The following is a 25077-nucleotide window of genomic DNA, read 5'->3' as shown; positions in this document are numbered from 1 at the left end:
AGCAAAAAAATCACGAGCAATGCGAACGCTCAAACTATGGCCTCTTGGAAACAGGTAGAACCAAGATGTGGTAAGTAACTTTAGTACTTTATGGCATATCGGCTAATCAATGAGCCGCCAGAGCCTTATAGAAATTAGGGTTTTCTTGGATGATAGCTAACACCTTTGCCGCTAGTCCTGTCGGATTTCGACGCTTTTGCTCCCAGCTTTTAATTGTATCAAGGCTAGTGCCTAAAGCCTCCGCCATCTCTGCTTGTGAAATGTTAAGTTGAGCACGGATAGTTTTAACGTCGGCAACTTTCGTATCGGGTCACACGTGTTGTGCGCTTTATTACCTTGTTTAATTTCAACTGCTTCTTCGAGGGATGCTTTCAATTCGTCAAAAAAACTCATATTACGCCTTATTCTTTTATCGTCGGGTAAACATACTAGTTTCGATAAATTCTATAGCATGACTTACAAATTTATTCTATACCTTGAGCATGAGCTTCATCATTATGTGTATATACAAATTTTACGCTCAAATAATATATCTTATCTATTAATGATACAGAATACATTGATATTTTATGAGTCATTTTGAGTTGTTTAGATCTGTTTAGCGGTATATTCTGTATATACAGATTAACCATGAATTGAAAACACCGAAGCACATGAAGTTCTTGATATCATCAAACATCAGATTGAAATTAGCAGGCAAAAAGCCGCCTGTTAATGAAGAGGTATACTCCAGTGTTTTTCTAATCGGGTTGGACGTTTTCTTGAGGATACAAGGGAAGATAATAAAACTGAGCTACCCACTAAATGGTTTATATCTGAAACTGATTACGGTGTTAAGTTAAAAATAGTCTTTATCTATTATCCTGAAAAAGGGGTTGCTATAAGGACTGCTTATGCACCTAACGAAGATGAATTGAGAATTTACCGAAAATACGGTCTAGGAACAGAGAAATGAGCAGGCAAACTGATAAGCGAGCAAATAACCTGATAGCTTCCACCGATGAAGCATGGGAGAACGGTGAGCTTGGTTGTAGTGAGTCTCACGTTAAAGTATCTGATGATATAACAGAAGATCTGATTAACGAAGTGTTGGAGTTACAGCCCATTTCAATTAGGTTAAATCGATCTCTGATAGAAGACTTGAAAATGATAGCTGACCTTAATGGCTTAGGCTACCAGCCATTGATCAGGCAAGTTTTAAATCGTTTTGCTAATAGTGAGAAAAAACGGGTACTCGCCGAAGCTCACAGCAAAGCAATGAGAAGTGAAAAAAGAAAATCCAGTAAACGTCATAAGGCTGTTTAACTACATAGTCTTAGCTGCATAGTATATAAATGTAAAAAACCAACTGGTGAGGTTGGTTTTTTTGCATTTACCCTTGAATAGTGTGGTTTGCCTTTATGCTATTAATTAACTGCTTGCCAGTCATTCACTGTTAAACGATCTATACCAATAATGCCAGATGGGATAAGCTTTACCTAATTGTTGTACTAGTCGATTATTAGGATATAAAAATGAATCTCTATGGATTAGTTGCTGATATTGGCGGCACCAATGCCAGATTAGCACTTTGCAATTTGGAAAATGGGGCTATTGAGCGGATTGAAACGTATAGTGCAAAACAACACGCCGGATTAGAATCTATTATCAGTCACTATTTAGCGGAGCAAAAAACAACAGTAACTTGTGCTTGCATCGCTATTGCTTGTCCGATAAATGGTGATTGGGTAGAAATGACCAATCATCAATGGGCATTTTCTATTAGTGAGCTGAAACAGACACTTGGGCTAGAAAAATTAGATGTGATCAATGACTTCACGGCTGTATCTATGGCTATTCCAATGCTAACAGAAGAACACAAAATTCAGTTGGGTGGCGGAGAAGCGGTTAAAGATAAACCGATAGCGGTTTACGGTGCAGGTACTGGCCTTGGTGTCGCTCATTTGATCAAGGTAGACAAGCAATGGGTCAGTTTACCGGGTGAAGGCGGCCATGTAGATTTTGCAGCAAATAGTGAAGAACAAGATGCGATATTGGCTGTTTTGCGGCGCAAATTTGGGCATGTTTCGGTAGAAAGAATCTTGTCCGGTAGTGGGTTGGTAAACCTTTATCAGGCCATTGCCATTTTGGATAATTGTCAGCCGGAAGATTTAGAACCAGAAACAGTGACGCAACGAGCATTGGATGAAAGTTGCCAATATTGCCATCGTGCGCTGACACTATTTTGTGAAATTATGGGGCGATTTGGCGGAAATTTAGCGTTAAATATAGGGGCTTTTGGTGGTGTGTATATCGCTGGTGGTATAGTGCCGCGGTTTCTTGATTTCTTTAAGCAGTCGAACTTTCTTCATGGGTTTGAAGATAAAGGACGCTTTAAACCGTTAGTACAACAGATTCCTATTTATTTGATTACTCATCCGCAACCAGGATTATTAGGTTCAGGTACCTATTTACGGCAACAGCTTTCACTTATTGATTAAATTATAAATTCAGATATATACATATACATTTCGAAATTAATGATTGTATATATCTGATTGGAATTTTCTATTGCAACTGTGTATTAATATTGAAAGCAATGAAAATCTATTTTATTTATATAATAGCTGGATTTCATAATAATCTTATGAATTTTTAAGAATAAATTTAAAGAATATACATTATGATTTGTAAAATTAATGTGTGAAATTTTTATCTTTATAATTCACATTGAAAACAGGATATGAAATTTCAATTTAAGATCTTAACTCTATAAAATTGAATAATAATGAAGTTGATAATTTTCCCATATAATTTATATGGTTACGATTTTTCCTGGTAAATCATGAATATTATATGTAAATAAAAGGTGGGTAATTTATTAAAGCGAATTTTCTGTCAAGATTTGCTGGTAATAAGCATACGTCTCCATGAATTTAAACTATTTTACTGTCTATAATCAATCTTCCTGTGCGCTGCTTAATCTCCCTAGATTGAATTTATTATCGGCAATATTTTAACCAAGTTTTATGATTATTTGGATGTAATATCAGAATAAATTATTATGTGATTATCAACGCCTAAATAAGTGGTATTAAAAGATCGACATGACATTTGACAATGAGATTTATATTCACAATATTTATGTAACTGATTGATTTGTTTTAGATGAAAAGCGGATGTTTTATTATGTTGTTTTTTAGATTTAAATACTTTTAAGTTATTGAAATTTTAATTGTTTTGTTTTCTCTTTTTATACTTTATAATCTGCAAAAATTTTTTATTTAGAACAGTACTGGATAGAAATGAAAACGATAGAAGTTGATGAAGACCTTTACCGCTATATTGCCAGCCATACACAACATATTGGTGAAAGTGCATCTGATATTTTGCGGCGAATGCTGAAATTTAACGCCGAGCAGCCAGTACAAAATGCGCAGCCTATCAGCGCTGTAGAGAAAGCGCCAGTAGCCCGCCAGCGTGATTCTGTTCGTGTGATACGAGAATTGCTGCTTTCAGATGACTATTCTGACAAGAAAAAATCTGTTGAGCGCTTTATGTTGATCTTATCTACGTTATACAGCTTGAATAGTGAAAGTTTTTCCCGGACGACTGATGCGATGCATGGTCGTACCCGTGTTTATTTTGCTGGTGATGAACAGACATTGCTCGCCAGCGGTAAACAAACTAAACCTCGCCACATTCCGGGCACACCTTTTTGGGTAATTACTAACACCAATACTGACCGTAAGCGTAATATGGTTGAGCAAATTATGCAGGATATGAAATTCACCGCCAATTTTATCGACAAAGTGTGTGGCACAATTTAACTGATTAAGGCTGTGCTGGCAGACAAAGTACAGCGCAGCTCTTGTCCAGGGGAGATTTAAAGTGGTAAATCATCCGCGCGCGGGGCAGATTGCCCTCCAAAGTGATCTGATAAATGTAGCGCAGCTTACATCGCAGTATTACACCTTACATCCTCAGCCGGAAAACTCAGAGCATAAGGTTAAATTTGGTACATCCGGTCATCGTGGTAGCTCTCAGCGTCACAGCTTTAATGAAGCGCATATTCTGGCAATTACTCAGGCTGTTGCGGAAGTTCGCAAGCAGCGGGGAATCAACGGCCCTTGTTATGTGGGGAAAGATACTCATGCTTTATCGGAAGCGGCATTTATTTCCGTATTGGAAGTCTTAACGGCTAACAGCGTGAATGTGATTGTGCAGGAGAATAATGGGTTTACGCCGACACCTGCGATTTCTCATGCCATCCTTTGTTATAACCGCTTGGGGAAAGCGTTGGCTGATGGGATTGTGATTACCCCTTCCCATAATCCACCGGAAGACGGCGGGATTAAATATAATCCGCCTGATGGCGGCCCCGCAGATACGGATTTGACAGCAATTATAGAACGTCGTGCCAATGAGTTGCTGGCAGAAGGTTTGAAAGGCGTTAAGCGTTTGCCGTTTGTTCAGGTATTGAACAGCGAATATTTGCATCAGCAGGATTTAGTCGAACCGTATGTTAGCGCGTTGGGTGATGTGGTTGATATGGCTGCTATCCAGCGGGCCGGGTTGAAAATCGGTATTGATCCTTTAGGGGGCTCTGGCATTGCGTTTTGGCAGCGTATCGGCGAGCGCTACAATTTGGATCTGACATTGGTTAATGATCAAATCGATCAAACATTCCGGTTTATGCACTTGGATCATGATGGCGTCATTCGTATGGATTGCTCGTCCCCTTGGGCAATGGCGGGTTTGTTAGCCATGCGCGATAAGTTTGATTTGGCTTTTGCCAACGATCCTGATTATGACCGCCACGGTATTGTCACCCCTGCCGGTTTGATGAATCCGAACCATTATCTGGCGACCGCGATAAATTACCTATTCCGCCATCGTCCGCAATGGTCAGAAAGTGTTGCGATAGGTAAGACATTGGTATCCAGCGCCATGATTGATCGGGTTGTCGCGGATCTTGGCCGTAAATTGGTGGAAGTACCCGTAGGTTTCAAGTGGTTTGTTGATGGGTTACATAAAGGTGAGCTAGGCTTTGGCGGAGAGGAGAGTGCGGGTGCTTCTTTCTTACGTTTTGATGGAACGCCGTGGTCTACAGATAAGGATGGGATTATCTTGTGTTTGCTGGCGGCGGAAATGACCGCAGTAACAGGGGAAAATCCGCAGCAGCATTACAATAAGTTGGCAGCCCGCTTCGGTACACCAAGTTACAGCCGTATTCAGGCGCCGGCAACTTATCAACAGAAGGCATTATTAGCCAAATTATCGCCAGAAATGGTGAAAGCGGATAAGCTTGCTGGTGATTCAATCACAGCTCGGTTGACAAAAGCTTCTGGTAACGGAGCGTCAATCGGCGGTTTAAAAGTGATAACGGAAAATGGCTGGTTTGCTGCTCGCCCATCGGGGACAGAAGAAGCCTACAAAATTTATTGTGAAAGTCTCCTTGGCCCTGAGCACCGGCAGAAGATTGAGCAGGAAGCACTGGATATCGTTAACCAGGTTTTTGCCGCTGGTTGATCTTTTTGGCCGATTAAAAAGAATCCGCAATAGTGATAACAGCTTTTGCGGATTTTTTATTTTTCAGCCTAGAGCAACCATTAATGCACCGGCAGCAATTAATACAACACCGCCTGCGGCCATCAGTGATATTTTTTCACCAAATAGGATAACGGCCAAGATGACAGCAAACACGACACTGAGTTTATCAATCGGGGCAACCTGAGAAACATTGCCGTTTCTAATTGCCAGAAAGTAAAACAACCATGACAACGCCCCCGCCACACCGCTTAAAACGATAAAAAGCAGCGCCTTGCGGTTTACCAGTATTTCACTAATCAGATTTAATTTTCCCTGCACTACAACCACGCCGACAAGAAACAACGCCATAATGACTGCGCGTATCGCTGTTGCTGTATTGGCATCGAGATTTTGCAAACCGATTTTCCCGAAGATAGCGACTAAAGCGGCAGTAAACGCTGATAATAAGGCATAGATAAGCCAGGTACCCATCGCGAATAAATCCTGTTGTTAGTATCAAATGAATTGAGATGATAAGACAATTCTCTTTGTGTGAATATACCATTACTCTCATTAAGGAAATTAAAGAATAAACTCATTACTAATCCCAATTTTAGTTAGTGAATATTTTGTGCCTGTGAAATAGTTTCCAGTTTTAATCTCAGATGGCTTCATATAAATCTATAAATAATAATTATCCCTACCGGAGTTTAGCTATTAAACTAAAATATAGTTTTATTTATATGTTTCACTTTGAACATAATATTACAGTTTATTTTGGGGTTAGATTAAGTTGCGTTTCTCAGTTGATTAATGACTATTTGAATAGATAAATATTGAACTGAAAGGTTTTTATCTGAGATTAAGGGCCATTTTTACCTGTGTTTTTGCCTGTTAAAGTGCAGGGTACTTATGTCATTATGTTGCTCATTAACATCACCAGCATTTGCTCTACGTTTAACATGTAACAAAAATGTCATATTCTGTTTGCAATTAACATCTGTTTTGATAATATATTAAAGATAAATTATATACCATTGGGTTTACTTTATCGTACAGATCATCCTAGTGCTTTCCTCTACATTTTATTTTTTGTAGGGGCGAGTGGGTTTTATGTGATTTCATAAATATCTCAAATGATTGGTTTAAAAGATATCAATATAAATAATATAAGAACATAGCAATGAAAAATTTTTCTCTTAATAATTATACATCCATACCGGCATGTATATGGGGTCTATTCCTGGGGACTTTTGTAACAAGATCAACATCAATGATGGTATGGCCTTTTATATCCATCATATTATATACAAAGTTCAATTTTACTGCATCGATGATTGGATTAGTTCTCTCTTTATCCATTGCGATTTCATCAATATTAAGTTTTTATGCAGGTTACTTCTCTGATAAAGTCGGCCGGGCTAAGATAATTGTCATTGGATGTCTTATATCTTCATTGGCATATTTAATATTATGGTTATCTGAACACCAATCTGGTTTTATTATTGGCACTTTATTAGCGAATATTTCTTGGGCGCTTGTAAATAACCCAATAAAAGCAGTTATTGGTGATATTATTGAGGAAAAGCAAGTAAGAGAGAATGCCATGTACTTAAGGTATTTATTTCTAAATGCCGGGGCGGTAGTCGGGCCTTATTTAGGAATAAAATTAAGTCTGGACATTAATTCTATTTCTTTTCTGATTGTTTCGGTATCCTATGTGATTTTTATGATCCCTGTTTATCTATTTGGTAAGAAAATAAAAATAAACTTAACAAATAATGATGATTTTAAAGGAACGATAAAGGTTTTATTGAATGATCGTGTGTTTTTAATGCTGGTCATAAATAATATTCTCATGATGTTTATTTTTGGTCACTTTGATTCAACTTTGCCACAGTTAATTACTTCATTAGGGTTTAATGGGTATGCTGAGTTTATTGCTTCGCTTATTATGTTACATGCGATAACCATCGTCGTTATGCAGTTACCGTTTTCCATATTAGCGCAAAATATGGAGTTAGAAACAAAAATAAATATAGGGTCTGTATTACTCATTTTATCTGAATTAATGTTCTTTATTTCATTCAAGTATTATGATGTTTATTTATTGTGGTATATAGCCGCGTTTACCATGAGTATCAGTCAAACTATTTTGTTTCCGTGTGTAAATGTTTTTATCGATCGTTTGGCGCCAAATGATTTACGTGGCGCATATTTTGGTGCAGCCTCACTTTATAGTATTGGTTTTTCTATCTCTCCATTGGTTGGTGGCACTATTATCCAATTATTTGATGGTGGAGTATTATTTCAATTATTAGCTATATTAAGTGTGTTGATGTTGGTAATTTTCTGTCGGATGTTTAAACTAAGGGATAAACATGAAATTAATATTAGAAGAAGTCTCAAATCTTAGGCCAACTGAATTACATTGTCCTGTTCGTGTTGAACAGTTAATAGAGAAAGTTAAACTTGAAGGTTTTTGGACTCAACCAATCTGGATTGATGAAGCAACAAATGTGGTTATTGATGGTCATCATAGACTTGAATTAGCCAAAACACTAAAATTAAGTTGTATTCCTTGTTTAGCATTTGATTATGAGAAGGAACTATTGGTTTATTCCCGCAATGAGGATAAAACAATTAATCACAGTGATGTTATTAAGGCGGGTTTGGATGGGCAACCTCTTGGTTATAAACAGACTCGTCATGAGTTTGCCGGGAATGTTATTGAAACACAAATTTCGTTAAAAATGTTAGGGTTTGTCAATGAATAAGCAGTTTTATGATGTGGTAATGTGTGGTGCGGGGCCTGCAAATATTTCATTAATCCCGGATTTATTAAGAGATGAAGCCATAAATAATTGCCTGATTTTAGAAAAAACAGAAATGGTTGGTTCTGGTTCATTAAAGAAATATAAGATTACCGCGAACTCTTTAGGTAGTGTATTTTTAGAGAAATTTGACGGCTGTGATGATGAACTGAGTCAATATATAAGATCAACATCGGAGTGGGAACATTTTAGCGCCAATAAAGATAAGCCAGTTGAATTGAGGTTTGTCGGCCAATATTTGGAGAGAGTTGCACACTTTATTCAGGAAAACAAATATGGTGATCGGTTTGGTGTTTTGACTGGTGCGGAAGTAAAAAAGATTAAGCAGAATGAAGATGGTAACTACGATATAACTTATCATAAAAATAATGAAGATTATATTATATCAGCGCGGAAAGTATTGTTTAATATCGGTGGAAGTCCAAATAAATCCAGATTATTACATAATAGAAAAAATATTACATCAGGTGATTTCATTAAAGGTTTTTATGATGAGATCATTAATAGCGGCAGTGTAAGAAATATATCAATATTGGGTTCGTCACACAGTTCTGTTTCTTGTTTGATTAGGCTTATAGAACAATTAAAATTTGCAGGAAAAATAAATGTTTTTGTGAATAAAGATTTCAAGTTGTTTTTTGATTCACCTTTAAGTGCAGAATCTTATGGTTATGACTTCACGCAGGAAGACATTTGTCCTTTAAGTGGTCGGGTTAATCGATATTCAGGTCTGAGATATGATTCTTTTGCTTTTGCACAAGAAATTAAAGAAAGAAAATATAAAAATATTTCTATCTTGAATATTTCAGAAATTTCTGATGATGAAATTATTAAACTCATTAACTGTGATGATGTGCTTATTCATTGTACCGGGTATCATTCTAAACTTGTTGAAATAGTTAATGAAAATAATATTCCTATTGAATTTAAGAGTGATAGATATGGTTTGCTAACTAATGAAAAATTAAATCCTATATCAACTTCTGGTGAAGCACTCAATAATTTTCACACATTCGGTCTGGGATCTGGTGTAAAGACTGGCGGTGAAAATGGTGGAGAAGCAAGTTTTCATGGAAGAATTGATGGAGTTTGGGTATATCAGCATGTTATATATGACATCGTATTTAATTGATATTTAATTCAATATCAATTTTATATTATTAACGGACTACATTTTAGGTTAATTCCTATTTAACAATAAAAATAACCTTTTAACAGCAATTTAAAATAATCAATTAAGACTGACTATGAATATAAAAACCGTAATACTTCTCTGTGCCGGAAGAGGCAGTAGATTATCAACTAGAACATCAAATAAACCAAAACCTTTGGTAGAAACAAATCAGATATCATTTATCGATAATGCGCTGAGGAATATCGAATCTGTCGGTATTGAAAAAGTTATTATTGTGGTGGGTTATAAGAGCGATGTTTTAATGTCTCATATTAAACAAAACGCATATAACTTGCATATTGAATTTGTTAATAGTGATAAGTGGGAATCGACGAATAATATCTATTCTTTATATCTCGCTAGAAATTGGATTAAGCAGGATACCTTGATTCTTGAAGGCGATATCTTCTTTACTAAGAAATGCTTAGAAAGTGTCATGTTAAAAGCGGGAGATCTTAATGTACTTGTTTCTCCTCTTAGCCCAAATATGGAAGGAACTTATGCAAAAGTCGATAATGATAATATCATTGCGCTAAATTCCACGAAAGATAACAACTATCAGGTTGAAGAAGGTCAATATAAGACGGTAAATATTTATAATATTTGCACCGCTAATTTTGCTGAATATGTTGTTAAAGAGCTAGAAAGTTACGTTAATAGCGGATCGACTGGATTATATTATGAAGATATATTTAAACAGTCTTTGCTGAATAATGTCGCTGAATTTAAAGCCAGTATTGTTGATAATTCTCAATGGTATGAAGTAGATAATACTTATGATCTTGCTATTTGTGATTTCATTTCAAGTAATAATAAATTAGACCTTGTGCAAAACAGGCACGGTGGTTACTGGCGTTATCCTATTATTGACTTTGGTTTAATTTATAATTTCAACTTTCCACCTAAAAAATTGAAAGATGAAATAAAGAATAATTTTGATGAAATATTGTTAAATTATCCTGGCGGGAATCGTTTAGTCGAACATGCTTTATCTGAATTTATTGGGATAGAAAAAACGCAATTATGTATTTCAAATGGTGCTGCTGAGATAATTAAACGGCTTCCTGATGTTTATACAGGAAAAGTCTTAGTCACTGTACCTTCATTTAATGAATATGCTAATTGCTTTGGAAAAGCAAGAACGATATATAGTTATACCAAAGAGCATCAGCATTTTGAGATAGATATTGATGAAGTACTAACTTTGGTAAAGGAAGAGCAACCAAGTGTGGTTGTTATTGAATCACCTAATAACCCGACAGGTAAATTGACACCTATTGATAGCCTGTTATATTTGGCTGGCGAATTGTTGACATTAAATATCGACTTAGTTGTTGATGAATCTTTCTTAGATTTCTCTAAAATGCGTGATGACACAATGTTAAAGCATTTAGATAACTATAAGAATTTATCTGTTATTCGAAGCATGAGTAAAACCTTCGGGATTGGTGGTATTCGTATAGGATATATTGCCACGGCAAATCAAGAATTACTTAGTAAAATAAGATCTGTGTTGCCAATTTGGAATATTAATGGTTTTGCTGAAGAGTTTTTATTAAGACTGCCTCAATATAGAGAGAGCTATAAATTAAGCTGTGAAAAAGTGATTAGTGATACGTTAAAATTACAGCAGGAATTAAACTCAATAGAGGGTATTACCGCATTTGAGACAGATTCTAATTTTGTTTACTGTAAATTGCACATTTCTGATGCAAATACTATCTCGCGATTACTTTTAGATATTCATGGGCTGTATGTAAAAGAGTGTTCTGGCAAAGGAAATGCAGACTCTGATCTCTATTTGCGTATTTCTTGCAGAACACAAAGCGATAATGAAGTTTTAATAAATGCATTACGTACAATTATGCAATGGCAAATAAATATTAATGACATGAAGGCGATTAAGGAAGTTAAAGAGGTTTGCGAATGAATAATCCTAAAACAGTGGTAATTTGTGGTAAAGGAGAATTGGCAATTTTCATCTGTCAGTATTTCTTAAATCATAAAGACTATAAAATATCGCACGTGGTGGCAGATAAATTCGAACCTGTAAGCACTGATCAGACGTTAATCGATTTCTGTTATCAAAATAATATTTCTGTTATTGAAGATAATAAGGTTGAAAATCTACCAGGCTATGAAAGTGGTGATTTCACTTGCGATTTATGTTTTGTCGTATTTCATAAGCGGATATTGCCTTTAAAATTCATTAATTCGTGTAAGAAAATATTAAATATCCATTTGTCTTATTTACCTAAATATCGAGGCGTAAGACCGGTTAATTGGGCTTTGAAAAACGGAGATCAGTCTCATGGTGTGACGATCCATGAAATCAACGAAGGTATTGATGCCGGGCCGATTGTCAATCAGATCTCGTTTTCTATTTACCCTGAATTTGAAGAGGTCATCGAGACTTATACGCGGGCTATTAGCTATGCCAGACAATTATTCCTTGACACGATGCCAATATTGGAAAAAATAACACCAAGACCTCAGATTGATTTAGAGGCAACAATTTATTATGAAAAGGATAATCATAGTCTGGAAGAACGGATGACATTTACCAAGCAGGCATCGCTCGAATTACTTAATAAAGCTTAGGTGATCGGCCTTTAACACTGGAACACTCTATGTATAATCTCATTGCCACAGATCTCGATGGGACGCTTTTACTTCAAGGAGATACAATTGGTAAGTTTACCCGCAAGGTGCTTACTGATTTATCAAGTACCGGAAAGCAGATCGTATTTGCAACCGGCAGGCATCATGCTGATGTGAATTCGATTATTGGTGATTTTGATATCCCTGTGCATTTGATTACGTCGAATGGCGCTAGATTAACCAGTGCTTGTAAGAACCTGGATATTAGCCAACATTTGCCAAGTCACGTAGTAAAAAGAGTGATTGAAGAAACTCAGGCGGATAATGACTTAGTGATCAATATGTATTGTGGCTCTCAATGGCTAACCAGTGAAGTAAAGCATAATTTTAGCGATTTTAGTCAGAATAATAATTTCAATCCAATATTCAAGCATGTTGATGAAATGCCTTGTGATGCGGTTGAAAAAGTTTTCTTTATTCATAAGAGTAGAGATCATGATGCATTGGTTAAATTAGAGCGTCATTTAATTGATCTCTTTTCTGATAATGTCAGTGTCGCTTTTTCATTTCCTTGGTGTCTGGAGGTAATGGGTAGTGGTGTTTCGAAGGGGCAAGCTTTAATTCAACTCGCCGGGTTTCTTGGTATCCCAATTGATAAAACGATGGCGTTTGGTGATGGTATGAATGATGTGGAAATGCTTTCAACCGTCGCTAAAGGGGTCATAATGGGAACGGCGCATAATAGGGTGAAACAAGCTCTTCCGGGTGCCGATATTATTGGTTCTTGCTGTGAAGAATCTGTCGCCCATTATTTATCTGAAAATATGTGTCAGGCGATTAGCGGTATCTTGTAACTGTCTGAGCTGAGTTTCTTTAAAATAAGGGTGTTAATTGCCTGAGGTTCGAGCAACATTTTTATTTGAAATGTTATTCGTAGTCAGCCTCAGGCATTAAGGCATAAATCGATAACCAATACCGGTTTCAGTCAATAAATGTTTTGGTCTGGTTGGGTCGGTTTCCAATTTTTGCCGTAAATGCCCCATATAAATCCGTAAATAATGGTTGTGTTCAGCATAATTAGGGCCCCAAACTTGGTTGAGTAATTGGCGTTGGGTGAGTACTTTGCCGCTATTTGCTAATAATTCGCCTAGCAACCGGAATTCAATCGGGGTGAGATGCAGTTCTTCATCGTTTTTGGTGATTCGGCGGTTAACTAGATCGACAACCACATCAGAAAAATGGACGATCGATTCTTCTTTATTAGTTCTGGCAAAACGACGTAAGGCAACCCGGACTCTTGCCAATAGTTCACTGATGCCAAAAGGTTTACTCAGATAGTCATCGGCGCCAACATCCAATGCCGCAACTTTATCCGCTTCTTTATCACGGGCAGAGAGAACAATAACGGGAATTGAGCTCCATTGGCGCAGATCACGGATCAGGTTAATGCCGTCACCGTCCGGCAAGCCCAGATCAAGAATAATTAAATCAGGTTTACGGGTTCCCGCTTCAATCAAGCCCCGTTTTAGCGTATCACTGTCAAATACGCGATAGCCTTCACCTTCCAACGCTAGCCGGACAAAGCGTCGGATCTCTTTTTCATCTTCAATAATCAAAATGGTGTTATTGCTAGTAATAATCACATCTCCTCAGTGAGCTCTTCAATTTCTGGTGGTTTTTCTAACGGTAAAACAAAGTGAAAACTTGCTCCACCTTTTTCGTTATTGGCCGCCCAAATCTTTCCTTGGTGGAGTTCAATGATTGCCCGGCAAATTGCTAATCCAAGGCCGACGCCCGGAATCGCAGATTCTTTGCGAGCGCGGGAAAATTTATCGAAAATTAACTGTTCTTGTTCCGGCGGAATGCCTTTACCTGCATCCCAAACTTCAATATGAATTTGATTTTTTTCTGTTATCGCTTTAATGCCCAGCGGTGTTTGCTCATCGGTATATTTGATTGCGTTTTCCAACAGGTTGATAAATACCCGTTCCAGTAAACTGGCATCGCAATGCAACAGTAAATAGGATGGTAGGGAAACCGCGACTGGATGACGGTTGAGCGCATATTCCAGCGAACGTAAGGTACTGCCGACGATCTCTTCCAGCGATTGCCATTCCAGATTGAGCTGAATTCCTCCCGATTGGATACGGGCCATATCCAGTAAGTTATTAACCAAACGGGAAGTGCTGAGAATTTGTTGGCGGATCTGATTCACCTGTTTGGTGTGTGGCGAGCCTTCAGCAGATAAATCCAGCATCAGGATTTCCGCTTGTCCGAACAGAACTGTCAGCGGTGTGCGTAAGTCGTGAGACAGGGCCGCCAGAAGCGAGTTACGTAACTGTTCCCGCTCTGTATCCAGTTTAGCGGATTCTGCCCGGCGCGAGAGTTGCAATCTTTCCAGTGCATTGGCGATCAGGCCGGTGAATGTTTGCAGTAATCGCTGTTGTTCAGGGATCAGTAACTGGCGCAAATAGGATGGTTCAATAGCCAATACAGCCAGTGTCTGAGAAGGTGTGGCGATAGGTTGTAGTTGGTAAGGTACGCTAGGTAGAGTATCTGTTCCCGCCCCGGCCGGCAGATTTTTATCAAAACTCCATTTTGCAATAGCGTCATCAATCAGCATATGGCCGCCATTATTTGTCGTTAGTTGATATAAGTTGCCATCCTTATTGGGTAAAAAGAGGCCAGTTTTAGCCTGAAAACCGTTAGTAAGAAAATGGTAACTGGTACGGGCAATATCTTCTTCATTCAGTGCCCGGCTCAGTTCACGGGTCATTTCATAGAGATTGCGGGTTCGTTGTTCGCGGTAACGGGCAATGCGCGCCTGATATCTCATTCCCGCTGTTAGGTTTCCGACGACGACACCCACTATCAACATAACAGTGAAGGTCAGCAGGTACTGCATATCGGTGACGGCAAGGGACCAGTGAGGCTGTACAAAGAAGATATCGAAACTAATGACATTAATAAAAGCGGCAAATATTGATGGTCGGCGTCCGTAAAATAGCGCAATGATAACGACGCCAAGCAGATAAAGCGTGACAAGATTGGCTTTATCGAGGGTCAGTAAAAACGTTCGGGAGAACAGGGTGATTAGTGTGCAGAGTGCAATGGCGATCAGACAGCCTTGAACCTGTGCTCGCCATTTTTCACTGACAGAGCGGTTGTCCTGCTCTTTATCTGATTGTCTGCGTTCTTCTAATGCGACAATGACCAGATCTAAATCTGGTCCCAGTTTTCCCAGTCGGTCAGCAAAACTTGGGCGCCATTGCCAGCCAAATAGCTTCTGTTTGGATGTACAGCGACGGCCTATTAGAATTTTGCCAAGGTTATGTTCTCTGGCATAACGTAATACCGCTTTCTCTTTGTTTGAATCGGAAAGTGTCGCCGTTTCAGCGCCTAATTCATGCGCTAATCTGAGCGCTTTTAAAATAGTGCGCCGTTTACCTTCGGGCAATTGGTATAGTTTTGGGGTTTCAACATAGATTGCATGCCAAATACAACCTAATCGAGCTGCAAGGCGAGCGGCAGTGCGGATGAGCTTTTCGTTACCAGAGCTGTTCCCAATACATAGCAAAAGATTATCACGGGTATGCCAAACCGGTTCATGTCCTTGTGTGTCGCGGAAAGCGCGCATTTGATCATCAACGCGATCGGCTGTACGGCGTAAAGCCAGTTCCCGTAATGCAATCAAATTACCCTTGCGAAAAAAATGTTCAATGGCGCGTTCAGCTTGGCTAGGAATATAGACTTTACCTTCATTGAGTCGCTGGCGCAGATCATCTGGGGGCAGATCAACCAAGACAATTTCATTCGCTTGATCAAAGATGTGATCCGGGATGGTTTCCCTGACCCGGATACCGGTAATATCGCCTACAACATCATTGAGGCTTTCCAGATGCTGAACGTTGATGGTAGTCAGTACATCTATGCCAGCCTCAAGCAACTCTTCAACGTCTTGCCAGCGTTTGGGATGACGGCTGGTGTGGGGATTACTGAATGCCAATTCATCCATCAAGATCATGGCTGGATGGCGGGCAATGGCGGCATCAAGATCAAAGACGGTGATTCTGCGTCGTCGGTAGTGGATCTGTTTAAGCGGCAGTTGTGGCAGACCAGCAAGTAAAGCGGCAGTTCCTTGCCGCTCATGAGTTTCTACTACGCCGATAACCACATCCAGCCCTTGAGCACGCAATCTCTGCGCTTCCTGCAACATGGCATAGGTTTTTCCCACGCCAGCGCAGGCACCGAAAAATATTTTTAATTTACCGCGCTGTTTCTCAGTAACCAGTGTCAGTAATTCATCAGGGTCAGGGCGCTGTGGTTCGTGTTGATCCATATTCCAGCCTTACTGTTTTTTCTTTTGCAAATTATCAAGGGCAAAATTAAGTTTTAACACATTAATCACTGGCTCACCGAGGAATTCCGATGGTGGCGGCTCAATATTATCCCTGATTACTTGTTTTATCACGTTAACCGGTAAACGGCGCGCCTCAGCGACTCTCTGTGCTTGAAAGTCAGCGGCTGCGGGTGAAATGTGGGGATCAAGGCCGCTAGCGGATGCGGTTACCAGATCAACCGGCACAGGAATGTCTGGTTGGCGGTTAAATTGACGCAGTTGCTCAACTCTGCGTTTTATTTCATCATTTAATATCGGGTTGGAGATCGCCAAATCGCTGCCGCCAGAGGCCATCGTGTTATAGGGATAATCTACGGTAGCAGAAGGGCGCCCCTGAAAATAGATTGCTTTAGTGAAGGGTTGACCAATCAGTTCAGAGCCAACGGTTTGACCATCATGTTTTACCATAGAGCCTTGTGCTTGATAAGGAAACAGCAACTCTGATAAACCTGTCGCCAGCAATGGATAAGCTACGCCGGTAATCAGTGTCAGAAATATCAACAACACAACAGAAGAACGTAACCAAATCATTTTCATCACCTTTATTTAAGTATCAGCAAAGTCAGCAACATATCTATCAGTTTGATGCCGATGAAAGGCGCTATCAGACCACCCAAACCGTAAATCCACAGGTTGCGGCGTAAAAGCGACAAGGCATTCATTGGCCGGTAGCTCACGCCTTTTAACGCCAATGGGATCAAGAAAATAATGATCAGTGCGTTAAAGATAACTGTCGATAAAACCGCCGAGGAGGGAGAGTGCAGATGCATGATATTCAAGATATTTAATTGCGGATAAGTGACAGCAAACGCCGCCGGGATAATGGCAAAATATTTTGCGATATCATTGGCGATACTGAATGTGGTCAAAGAACCACGTGTCATCAACATCTGTTTACCAATGTGGACGACTTCAATCAGTTTGGTTGGATTGGAATCCAGATCCACCATGTTGCCGGCTTCTTTGGCTGCCTGAGTGCCTGAATTCATAGCGACAGCAACATCGGCCTGAGCAAGTGCAGGGGCATCATTAGTACCATCACCAGTCATGGCGACCAGACGACCTTCAGATTGATATTGACGGATCAGCGCTAGTTTGGCTTCGGGGGTAGCTTCCGCCAGAAAATCATCGACTCCGGCTTCTGCGGCAATCGCAGCCGCGGTCAGACGGTTATCGCCGGTAATCATAACGGTTTTGATTCCCATACGGCGCATTTCACTGAACCGTTCTTTAATGCCGCCTTTGACAATATCTTTCAGTGCGACAACCCCAAGGACTTGCTGATTTTCTGCGACAACCAGCGGGGTACCCCCTTTACGTGCTACTGTCTGTACCAAAATTTCCACTGCTTCTGGGAATTTTCCGTGATTGACTTCAATGTGGCGGCGGATGGCATCGACAGCGCCTTTGCGGATCATGCGGTTTTCCACATTAACGCCGCTCATTCGAGTCATGGCGGAGAAAGGCACAAAAGTCGCGTTCAGTGATCGCAAATCCCGTTCACGCAGATTGAATCGCTGTTTTGCCAGAATGACAATGCTGCGGCCTTCTGGTGTTTCATCGGCTAAAGAAGAGAGTTGAGCGGCATCTGCCAACTGTTGTTCCGTCACGCCGGGAACAGGTAAAAATTGGGATGCTTGGCGATTTCCCAAGGTGATGGTACCGGTTTTATCCAGTAGCAACACGTCCACATCACCCGCCGCTTCAACGGCTCGTCCGCTGGTGGCAATAACATTCGCGCCTAGCATGCGGCTCATGCCTGCAACACCAATTGCAGAAAGTAAACCACCAATAGTGGTAGGAATAAGACAGACTAATAACGCTATTAATACTGTGACAGTGATAGGTTGACCAGATTGGTTAGTTTCCACGCTGAATATTGAAAATGGTAGCAGGGTGACACATACCAATAGAAAAATGATTGTCAGAGCCGTTAATAGGATAGTCAGTGCGATTTCGTTTGGGGTTTTACGACGTTTAGCTCCTTCCACCATTGAAATCATGCGGTCAAGAAAAGTTTCGCCGGGATTAACTGAACATTCGACCACCAGCCAGTCAGATAGTACATGGGTGCCGCCAGTCACAGAGGAAAAATCACCACCAGATTCGCGGATAACTGGGGCAGATTCTCCGGTGATTGCACTTTCGTCAACAGAAGCGCCGCCTTCGATAACTTCACCATCGCAAGGGATGGTTTCACCGGCTTCAATAATGACGATATCCCCTTTGCGCAGGCTGTCAGAAGGGACTTTCTCTCTGACTGCATTACGATTGGCTGAGGTGAGTTTAGTCGCCCAACTGGTTTTCCTTACCCCTTTGAGACTGGCTGCTTGAGCTTTGCTTCTGCCTTCTGCCAGTGCTTCGGCAAAGTTAGCGAATAGCACAGTAAACCACAGCCATAAGGCAATGCTACCGGTGAACAACGTATTTCCCTTAAACTGATCCGCTAACATGGCGATCCATAAAATGGTGGTTAATCCACTGCCTAGATAGACTACAAACATCACTGGGTTACGCCATTGTGCGGCCGGATGACATTTTTTGACTGAATCAATCAGGGCATTACGAATTAAAGCGGGCTCGAATAATGTCTGTTGCTTGTTTGTCATGATATTCCTCTCTTTGGCGCTTATCGGGCCGTTAGCCAGATTTGTAAATGTTCAATTACCGGGCCAAGGATTAGAGCCGGAATAAAAGTCAACGCACCGATTAGCATGATGGTCAAAATCAATAGACTGATGAACAGTGTGCTGTAGGTGGGGAGTGTACCGTTGCTGGCAGGCTGGCGTTTTTTTACGGCCAAAGAACCGGCAATAGCAAGTACTGGCAGGATTATGCCAAAGCGACCTAAAAATAAGATGATGGCTAGTAACAGGTTGTAGAACATACTGTTGGTACTGAGGCCCGAAAAAGCACTGCCATTATTGTTGGCAGCGGAGGAGAGGGCATAGAGCACTTCACTGAAACCGTGAGCGCCGGGGTTCAAAATACCGGCACGTCCACTGGTGGTGGATATGGCAAGCGCTGTTCCTAAAAGAGCCAGCGTAGGGGTAACTAAAATCGCCAGCGCCACCATTTTTATCTCGAATACTTCAATTTTTTTACCGAGATATTCAGGCGCACGGCCTATCATTAAACCGGCGATAAAAACGGTCAGCAGAACGAACAGTAACATACCGTATAAACCAGAACCCACACCGCCAAACACCACTTCGCCAATTTGTATCAACCACATTGGGATCATGCCGCCAAGCGCAGTGAAAGAATCATGCATAGCATTGACTGCTCCACAGGAAGCGGCGGTTGTTACTACCGCATAAATTGAGGTTGCGAGGATGCCAAAGCGATTCTCTTTACCTTCCATATTGATATTACTGTTGGCGCCTAACAGACTGAAATGGGGATTTCCTTTCAGTTCGGCATACATGACGCCTACGGCGGCAATGACAAAGATGATGCTCATTGCCCACAATAGAGCGTGCCCTTGACGGTTATCGCCAACCACTTGCCCAAAAGCAAAACAGAGTGCGCAAGGGATCAAGAAGATAGACAGTATTTGAATGAAGTTGCTGATAGTGGTTGGATTTTCAAAGGGATGTGATGAGTTAGCACCAAAGAATCCACCGCCATTGGTTCCTAATAATTTGATGGCTTCCTGCGAGGCGACGGGGCCCATTGGGATTAATTGCTGTTGGCCTTCAATGGTATGGGCTAATTGATATGGTTCGAAATTCTGAATCACGCCCTGACTGACAAAAACTAGCGTGATAATCATAGACAGCGGTAACAGCAGATAAAGTGTGATACGTGTGATATCAACCCAGGCATTTCCTACGGTTTTGACGCCATGACGGGAAAATGCGCGTATCAGTGCGAATGCTACTGCAATACCGGTCGCCGCAGAAAGAAAGTTCTGCACGGTTAGACCTGTCATTTGGCTAAAGTAGCTTAGTGTGTTTTCTCCACTGTATGCCTGCCAATCAGTATTGGTGATAAAGCTGACGGCTGTATTCAGCGCCAAGTCCCATTTGAGTCCTGGGAAATGTTCAGGATTAAGGGGAAGCGCTTGTTGTGTGACTAAAAGCGTGAATAGCAGTAATAGTCCAGTGAGATTAAAAATAATGATGGCTAATGCGTATTGCCACCAGTTCATTTCTTTGATTATACCGCCAGGTTTCTGTAAACCACAGCAACGCCAAAGGCCAGATTCTGCTTTAGTCAACCCGTGTGGAATATTACCGTCTATCATGTTAGCGATAACATTTCCAAGTGGTTTTGCCAGTACCATCAAAATCAGCAAGAAACTGGCGATCAATAAAAAAGCGGATGCTGCCATTTAAAAATCCTCCGCATGGAGTAACGCATAAATCAGATAAATCAGTAACAGGACTACTAATAACACGCCGGAAATGAAGAATATGCTCACTGTTTATCTCCTGAAAGCTTGGATGAATAAATATTAGGGAAGGAGATGCAAAGAAGCTGATAAAAGAGTGAGAGGATGTGTAAAAAAAGTATAAAAATGATAATAAAAGGGGATTAGGAAGAGCGGTCGTTAAGGGCTATCCAGCTTAGTGCCTACTATCGTATTTCCCTTTTTCAACAGAAGATATATTTATAGGAAAGCTTAATATTATGGTAAGAGATCCGGTTACTCTGAAATTTTCCAATAGGTCATTATTAGGATTTGGCGAAAAATATTCTATATATGAATTGTCTTAAAAAATATTTAATTAATCTATGGCTTCTTTTCGGGAAAAATAAGCCATAGATTTCCATTAATTTAAAGAGTTGACTATTTCTTCGAATGTTGTATTTGAGTCTATTGTCTGATAGAAGCCATTTTCGACATGCATTGGCGTAATTATATCGGTATTTTTCAATATTGGTTTATTGTTAAAGAAAACAGATAGTTTTTTTCCTACGTTTTGCTTTATAAGGAGATTAAATGGTTTACTGCAATGAGAGTTGTTTTTTACTTTGATGAAAATGGAATAGTAATTATCGCCTTTTTTCGGGGTAATTTCCTCTATACATAATGGAGTCAAATGAAAAGTTTCGCCATTTGCTTTATAGTCAATAGAAAAAGAATGTTTTTTGGAGACGCAACCTGAAATATTTGTTATTAATATCAATAATATAACGGTTAATATCTTCATCTTTCCTCCTATTACCTGTTATAGTTAATCCACGAACATTCTGAAAAAATAGTATGCTTCAAAAGCTTACATCATTTTTCCGTGCTCATATAATAATTATCAATGAAAGTTTTCATATTGGCAATCCTTACTTTTATTGCCGGAGTCAAGCGGGTATTTTCAAATGCCTATATCGTTATCCGTAAATATTTTTTTATTTTTTCCAATAGGATTATCTATTGAGTCCAATCCATTCTCTGAGCAAAGTGGAACCGATGATGACAGGATCAAGGATTATGAAAAAATTAATTCTTATTGCTATTAATAACATTTTCACTGATCGTTAATAAAATGTTCATAATTTGTTTGTAATATTACATCTTTACTCTATTTTGTGTAATAAAATTACATAAAATAGAAAATATAGCGATAATAACGTCTTAAAAGTGGTCAGATAAGTGGTAAATTTTCATTTTTTGCGATAAAATTTTAAACAATTTACAGATTGATTATTTTTAAGATTCTACGAAAAAGTGGGATCATTTTAAGGAGGACTAATATGTCTTCATATCGTGAATATCCTTGGTATCAAGTTCTTTTACGCCGTATTGGCGCTGTCACTTTCGGTATCTTAGCGTTGCCGGTGATGTTGTTTCGTCGTGATCGCGTCCGTTTTTACAGTTATTTGTATCGCATATGGGTAAAAACCAGCGATAAGCCCGTATGGTTAAAACAGTCAGAGCAGGTTATGGCAGTCAGAAGTAGCTGACAACTGACAATTGGAGGCAGGTAACGGTATATTATTGTTATACAATCAATACACAGGACGAATATGATGCGTAATATTGAGCTGGAAAATGTGATTAATCGAGAACTGAAAATTGACGAGTTTCAGGATTATGCCCCCAATGGTTTACAAGTTGAAGGGCGGGCTCATATTCAGCGAGTTGTTACTGGCGTTACTGCTTGTCAGGCTTTATTAGATGAAGCGGTTCGTCATCAGGCTGATGCCATTATCGTTCATCATGGCTATTTTTGGAAAAATGAGCCAACAGTGATTCGTGGTATGAAACGTAATCGCCTGAAAACTCTACTCTGTAATGATATAAATTTATATGGTTATCATCTGCCCCTTGATGCTCATCCATCACTGGGAAATAACGTGCAATTGGCTCATCAGATCGGAGCCAAAGTTGTTGGATTAATTGATGCATTCGTGCCGCATGGGGAATTTGAACAGCCGATAACACCGTTTGAGTTAACTTCACGTATTGAACAGGCTCTTAGTCGCAAAGCGTTTCATGTCGGTGACAATGCACCTGTGGAGATTCGTACACTTGCTTGGTGTACCGGTGGTGGTCAGAGTTTTATTCAACAGGCGGCTGAATTTGGTGTTGATGCTTTCATTACCGGTGAAGTGTCAGAGCAGACGGTTCATATCGCCCGTGAAATGGGGCTGCATTTTTATGCTGCGGGTCATCATGCCACTGAACGTTATGGTATTAAGGCGTTGGGTGAATGGTTGGCTGATAATTATGGGTTGGATGTCACTTTTATCGATATTCCAAATCCGGCTTGATCACGTTTTCCTAAGGCGGAAATAAACGAAGCCCACTAACCGTGGGCTTCAAAGCTTTTGACAGACTTTTCATAATTAACGTTTTGTTGTCAATAACGTTATTCTATCCGATTCATAGAACTGTGAATTTTGATCCTGGTGATCTCGCTACACACGCAAATAGAGGCTACGTTTGATAATTTAGAGAGCAAGTCGCTAGTACCTACTCTTGGATAACGAGCATACACAAGGAAGGTGATGAGATCAATTTCTACGGTGCTTTAAACCTTACGGGTATGGCATCAAATTTCACCGAATAATCTTTCCAATTAAATAAAGCCCTAACTATTAAGCTAGAGCTTCGCCCTTATCGTAATCGAATTTTATTATTATTTTTCAAGCTGGCTTTCGAAATCACGTTTTGTGTAGCCGGTATAGAGTTGACGTGGGCGAGCGATTTTCACGCCAGCATCATGCATTTCATTCCAGTGAGCGATCCAGCCGATAGTACGGGCAATGGCGAAAATAACAGTGAACATGGTGGATGGAATACCCATTGCTTTCAGGATAATGCCCGAGTAGAAATCCACGTTCGGATACAGTTTCTTCTCAATAAAATAGGGGTCGTGTAGAGCAATACGTTCGAGCTCCATAGCAACTTCCAGCAGGCTGTCATTCAGGCCGAGTTCATCTAGCACTTCATGGCAGGTTTCACGCATGACGGTTGCACGAGGATCGTAGTTTTTGTAAACACGATGACCAAATCCCATCAGACGGAAAGCATCATTCTTATCTTTGGCCCGTTTAATAAATTCAGGAATGTGTTCAACTGACTGAATTTCTTCCAGCATACGCAGACAAGCTTCGTTTGCGCCGCCATGAGCAGGCCCCCAGAGAGAAGCGATACCTGCGGCAATACAGGCAAATGGGTTGGCGCCGGAGGAACCTGCGGTACGTACTGTTGAGGTAGACGCGTTTTGTTCATGGTCCGCATGCAGGATTAAAATGCGATCCATAGCACGCTCCAGTACAGGGTTCACTTTATATTCTTCGCATGGTGTAGAGAACATCATGTTCAGGAAGTTGCCTGCGTAGGAGAGGTCATTACGTGGGTAAACAAATGGTTGACCAATAGAGTATTTGTAGCACATGGCGGCCACTGTCGGCATTTTTGACAGCAGGCGATATGCGGTAATGTCACGGTGACGTGGATTGTTCACATCCAGAGCATCATGATAGAAAGCAGCCAACGCGCCGGTAACGCCGCACAGTACTGCCATCGGGTGTGAATCACGGCGGAAGCCATTGAACAGGCGATGGATCTGTTCATGGATCATGGTGTGACGGGTAACGGTTTTTTTAAATTTATCAAACTGCTCTTGTGTCGGTGTTTCACCATACAGCAGGATATAGCAGACTTCCAGATAAGTAGATTTTGTCGCTAGCTGGTCGATAGGGAAGCCACGGTGCAGCAATACACCTTCGTCACCATCAATGTAGGTGATCTTGGATTCGCAAGATGCCGTAGAAGTAAAACCAGGGTCGTAGGTATAGAAACCTTGGGAGCCGAGAGTACGAACGTCGATGACTTTAGACCCAAGGGTCGGTGTGAGTACGTCCAATTCAATAGCAACTGAACCGTCTGGGGTTAGAGTTGCTTTGTTATCTGCCATTACAGTCTCCTTAGCGCTTTCATTTTTATAACTCTTAACAACCACGGCAGAAAGACACTGTAATAGAGTCTATCTTATCAGGCTATTTTATCGACTATTCTTTGTCATCAAGAACAGGCTTGGACGGTGCTCTGACAAAAGCGATCACTTTTGAATGCACTTTGGCGTGGCCCGCGCCGGTGAGCGATT

General features: G+C 40.3%; 21 protein-coding genes and 1 pseudogene. 12 read left to right on the top strand and 10 right to left on the bottom strand.

Annotation, left to right across the window (positions count from 1 at the left end):
• Positions 1-106: 106 nt before the first annotated feature.
• A pseudogene (gene nadS / locus OO184_RS17875) lies at positions 107-393 on the bottom strand (NadS family protein).
• Between the two features lie 558 nt (positions 394-951).
• On the opposite strand from nadS, the gene OO184_RS17870 reads away from it, so the two are divergent.
• From OO184_RS17870 to pgm, 4 genes are all read left to right on the top strand, one after another.
• The gene (locus tag OO184_RS17870) at positions 952-1305 is read left to right on the top strand and encodes a hypothetical protein (protein ID WP_265380334.1); all 354 of its coding nucleotides are present in this window, start codon (positions 952-954) and stop codon (positions 1303-1305) included.
• Between the two features lie 209 nt (positions 1306-1514).
• Entirely contained in the window at positions 1515-2480 is a 966-nt protein-coding gene (gene glk / locus OO184_RS17865) for a glucokinase (protein ID WP_265380333.1), read from the top strand.
• A gap of 804 nt (positions 2481-3284) precedes the next feature.
• Positions 3285-3809 carry a replication initiation negative regulator SeqA gene (gene seqA / locus OO184_RS17860; RefSeq protein ID WP_139656380.1) on the top strand — a complete coding sequence of 175 codons (525 nt, stop codon included), beginning with the start codon at positions 3285-3287 and terminating at the stop codon, positions 3807-3809.
• A 61-nt stretch (positions 3810-3870) separates the two neighbouring features.
• Positions 3871-5511 (top strand): phosphoglucomutase (alpha-D-glucose-1,6-bisphosphate-dependent), encoded by a 1641-nt coding sequence (gene pgm / locus OO184_RS17855; protein WP_132344195.1) that lies wholly within the window; start codon positions 3871-3873, stop codon positions 5509-5511.
• A gap of 63 nt (positions 5512-5574) precedes the next feature.
• Here the strand turns inward: pgm and OO184_RS17850 are convergent, their stop codons facing one another.
• Positions 5575-6003, bottom strand: coding sequence for an EamA family transporter (locus tag OO184_RS17850; RefSeq protein WP_265380332.1), 429 nt, complete (start codon positions 6001-6003; stop codon positions 5575-5577).
• Positions 6004-6694: 691 nt separating this feature from the next.
• Between OO184_RS17850 and OO184_RS17845 the strand changes: the two genes are divergently transcribed.
• The 6 genes from OO184_RS17845 (at position 6695) to OO184_RS17820 (ending at position 12974) form a co-directional block, all read left to right on the top strand.
• Complete coding sequence (locus tag OO184_RS17845; RefSeq protein WP_265380331.1) at positions 6695-7927, top strand: MFS transporter; 1233 nt, start codon at positions 6695-6697, stop codon at positions 7925-7927.
• Positions 7893-8288, top strand: coding sequence for a ParB N-terminal domain-containing protein (locus tag OO184_RS17840; protein ID WP_265380330.1), 396 nt, complete (start codon positions 7893-7895; stop codon positions 8286-8288). The genes OO184_RS17845 and OO184_RS17840 overlap by 35 nt, the downstream gene beginning before the upstream one ends.
• A complete protein-coding gene (locus tag OO184_RS17835) occupies positions 8281-9477 on the top strand; it encodes a hypothetical protein (protein WP_265380329.1) in 1197 nt (398 codons plus the stop codon). The genes OO184_RS17840 and OO184_RS17835 overlap by 8 nt, the downstream gene beginning before the upstream one ends.
• 115 nt (positions 9478-9592) lie before the next feature.
• On the top strand, positions 9593-11449 hold the full coding sequence (locus OO184_RS17830; protein WP_265380328.1) for an aminotransferase class I/II-fold pyridoxal phosphate-dependent enzyme: 1857 nt from the start codon (positions 9593-9595) through the stop codon (positions 11447-11449).
• Positions 11446-12120 carry a formyl transferase gene (locus tag OO184_RS17825; RefSeq protein ID WP_265380327.1) on the top strand — a complete coding sequence of 225 codons (675 nt, stop codon included), beginning with the start codon at positions 11446-11448 and terminating at the stop codon, positions 12118-12120. Before OO184_RS17830 ends, OO184_RS17825 begins: the two co-directional genes overlap by 4 nt.
• A gap of 29 nt (positions 12121-12149) precedes the next feature.
• Positions 12150-12974 (top strand): Cof-type HAD-IIB family hydrolase, encoded by an 825-nt coding sequence (locus OO184_RS17820; protein WP_265380326.1) that lies wholly within the window; start codon positions 12150-12152, stop codon positions 12972-12974.
• A gap of 96 nt (positions 12975-13070) precedes the next feature.
• Here OO184_RS17820 and kdpE read toward each other — a convergent pair whose 3' ends face one another.
• The 7 genes from kdpE to OO184_RS17790 all read right to left on the bottom strand — a co-directional run bounded on the left by kdpE (position 13071) and on the right by OO184_RS17790 (position 21678).
• On the bottom strand, positions 13071-13763 hold the full coding sequence (kdpE, locus tag OO184_RS17815) for a two-component system response regulator KdpE (protein ID WP_265380325.1): 693 nt from the start codon (positions 13761-13763) through the stop codon (positions 13071-13073).
• The gene (gene kdpD, locus OO184_RS17810; RefSeq protein WP_265380324.1) at positions 13760-16459 is read right to left on the bottom strand and encodes a two-component system sensor histidine kinase KdpD; all 2700 of its coding nucleotides are present in this window, start codon (positions 16457-16459) and stop codon (positions 13760-13762) included. Before kdpD ends, kdpE begins: the two co-directional genes overlap by 4 nt.
• Before the next feature lie 9 nt (positions 16460-16468).
• Positions 16469-17050 carry a potassium-transporting ATPase subunit KdpC gene (gene kdpC, locus OO184_RS17805; protein ID WP_265380323.1) on the bottom strand — a complete coding sequence of 194 codons (582 nt, stop codon included), beginning with the start codon at positions 17048-17050 and terminating at the stop codon, positions 16469-16471.
• An 11-nt stretch (positions 17051-17061) separates the two neighbouring features.
• Complete coding sequence (gene kdpB / locus OO184_RS17800) at positions 17062-19128, bottom strand: potassium-transporting ATPase subunit KdpB (RefSeq protein ID WP_265380322.1); 2067 nt, start codon at positions 19126-19128, stop codon at positions 17062-17064.
• Between the two features lie 20 nt (positions 19129-19148).
• Entirely contained in the window at positions 19149-20855 is a 1707-nt protein-coding gene (gene kdpA / locus OO184_RS17795; protein ID WP_265380321.1) for a potassium-transporting ATPase subunit KdpA, read from the bottom strand.
• The gene (kdpF, locus tag OO184_RS25285) at positions 20856-20921 is read right to left on the bottom strand and encodes a K(+)-transporting ATPase subunit F (RefSeq protein WP_376712578.1); all 66 of its coding nucleotides are present in this window, start codon (positions 20919-20921) and stop codon (positions 20856-20858) included. It abuts the gene before it with no gap.
• A gap of 376 nt (positions 20922-21297) precedes the next feature.
• Positions 21298-21678, bottom strand: a complete 381-nt coding sequence (locus OO184_RS17790; RefSeq protein ID WP_265380320.1) for a hypothetical protein — start codon at positions 21676-21678, stop codon at positions 21298-21300.
• 538 nt (positions 21679-22216) lie between these two features.
• Here OO184_RS17790 and OO184_RS17785 point away from each other — a divergent pair.
• On the top strand, positions 22217-22426 hold the full coding sequence (locus OO184_RS17785) for a YbfA family protein (protein WP_088372445.1): 210 nt from the start codon (positions 22217-22219) through the stop codon (positions 22424-22426).
• A gap of 66 nt (positions 22427-22492) precedes the next feature.
• Positions 22493-23236 (top strand): type 2 GTP cyclohydrolase I, encoded by a 744-nt coding sequence (locus OO184_RS17780; protein ID WP_265380335.1) that lies wholly within the window; start codon positions 22493-22495, stop codon positions 23234-23236.
• 368 nt (positions 23237-23604) lie between these two features.
• Here the strand turns inward: OO184_RS17780 and OO184_RS17775 are convergent, their stop codons facing one another.
• Positions 23605-24888 carry a citrate synthase gene (locus OO184_RS17775; RefSeq protein WP_265380319.1) on the bottom strand — a complete coding sequence of 428 codons (1284 nt, stop codon included), beginning with the start codon at positions 24886-24888 and terminating at the stop codon, positions 23605-23607.
• Positions 24889-25077: the final 189 nt, after the last annotated feature.

Origin of the sequence: Photorhabdus aballayi (genome assembly GCF_026153155.1) — a bacterium.
GTDB lineage: Bacteria > Pseudomonadota > Gammaproteobacteria > Enterobacterales > Enterobacteriaceae > Photorhabdus > Photorhabdus luminescens.
This window is presented reverse-complemented; position numbering and strand designations above follow the sequence as displayed.

Coding starts and splice junctions, on each gene's coding strand:
- OO184_RS17785 (WP_088372445.1), top strand. CDS start 22,217: ATGTCTTCATATCGTGAATATCCTTGGTATCAAGTTCTTTTACGCCGT.
- kdpD (WP_265380324.1), bottom strand. CDS start 16,459: ATGGATCAACACGAACCACAGCGCCCTGACCCTGATGAATTACTGACA.
- OO184_RS17830 (WP_265380328.1), top strand. CDS start 9,593: ATGAATATAAAAACCGTAATACTTCTCTGTGCCGGAAGAGGCAGTAGA.
- OO184_RS17820 (WP_265380326.1), top strand. CDS start 12,150: ATGTATAATCTCATTGCCACAGATCTCGATGGGACGCTTTTACTTCAA.
- glk (WP_265380333.1), top strand. CDS start 1,515: ATGAATCTCTATGGATTAGTTGCTGATATTGGCGGCACCAATGCCAGA.
- OO184_RS17835 (WP_265380329.1), top strand. CDS start 8,281: ATGAATAAGCAGTTTTATGATGTGGTAATGTGTGGTGCGGGGCCTGCA.
- OO184_RS17840 (WP_265380330.1), top strand. CDS start 7,893: ATGAAATTAATATTAGAAGAAGTCTCAAATCTTAGGCCAACTGAATTA.
- kdpC (WP_265380323.1), bottom strand. CDS start 17,050: ATGATTTGGTTACGTTCTTCTGTTGTGTTGTTGATATTTCTGACACTG.
- OO184_RS17790 (WP_265380320.1), bottom strand. CDS start 21,678: ATGAAGATATTAACCGTTATATTATTGATATTAATAACAAATATTTCA.
- kdpB (WP_265380322.1), bottom strand. CDS start 19,128: ATGACAAACAAGCAACAGACATTATTCGAGCCCGCTTTAATTCGTAAT.
- OO184_RS17845 (WP_265380331.1), top strand. CDS start 6,695: ATGAAAAATTTTTCTCTTAATAATTATACATCCATACCGGCATGTATA.
- kdpA (WP_265380321.1), bottom strand. CDS start 20,855: ATGGCAGCATCCGCTTTTTTATTGATCGCCAGTTTCTTGCTGATTTTG.
- OO184_RS17825 (WP_265380327.1), top strand. CDS start 11,446: ATGAATAATCCTAAAACAGTGGTAATTTGTGGTAAAGGAGAATTGGCA.
- seqA (WP_139656380.1), top strand. CDS start 3,285: ATGAAAACGATAGAAGTTGATGAAGACCTTTACCGCTATATTGCCAGC.
- OO184_RS17850 (WP_265380332.1), bottom strand. CDS start 6,003: ATGGGTACCTGGCTTATCTATGCCTTATTATCAGCGTTTACTGCCGCT.
- OO184_RS17870 (WP_265380334.1), top strand. CDS start 952: ATGAGCAGGCAAACTGATAAGCGAGCAAATAACCTGATAGCTTCCACC.
- OO184_RS17775 (WP_265380319.1), bottom strand. CDS start 24,888: ATGGCAGATAACAAAGCAACTCTAACCCCAGACGGTTCAGTTGCTATT.
- OO184_RS17780 (WP_265380335.1), top strand. CDS start 22,493: ATGCGTAATATTGAGCTGGAAAATGTGATTAATCGAGAACTGAAAATT.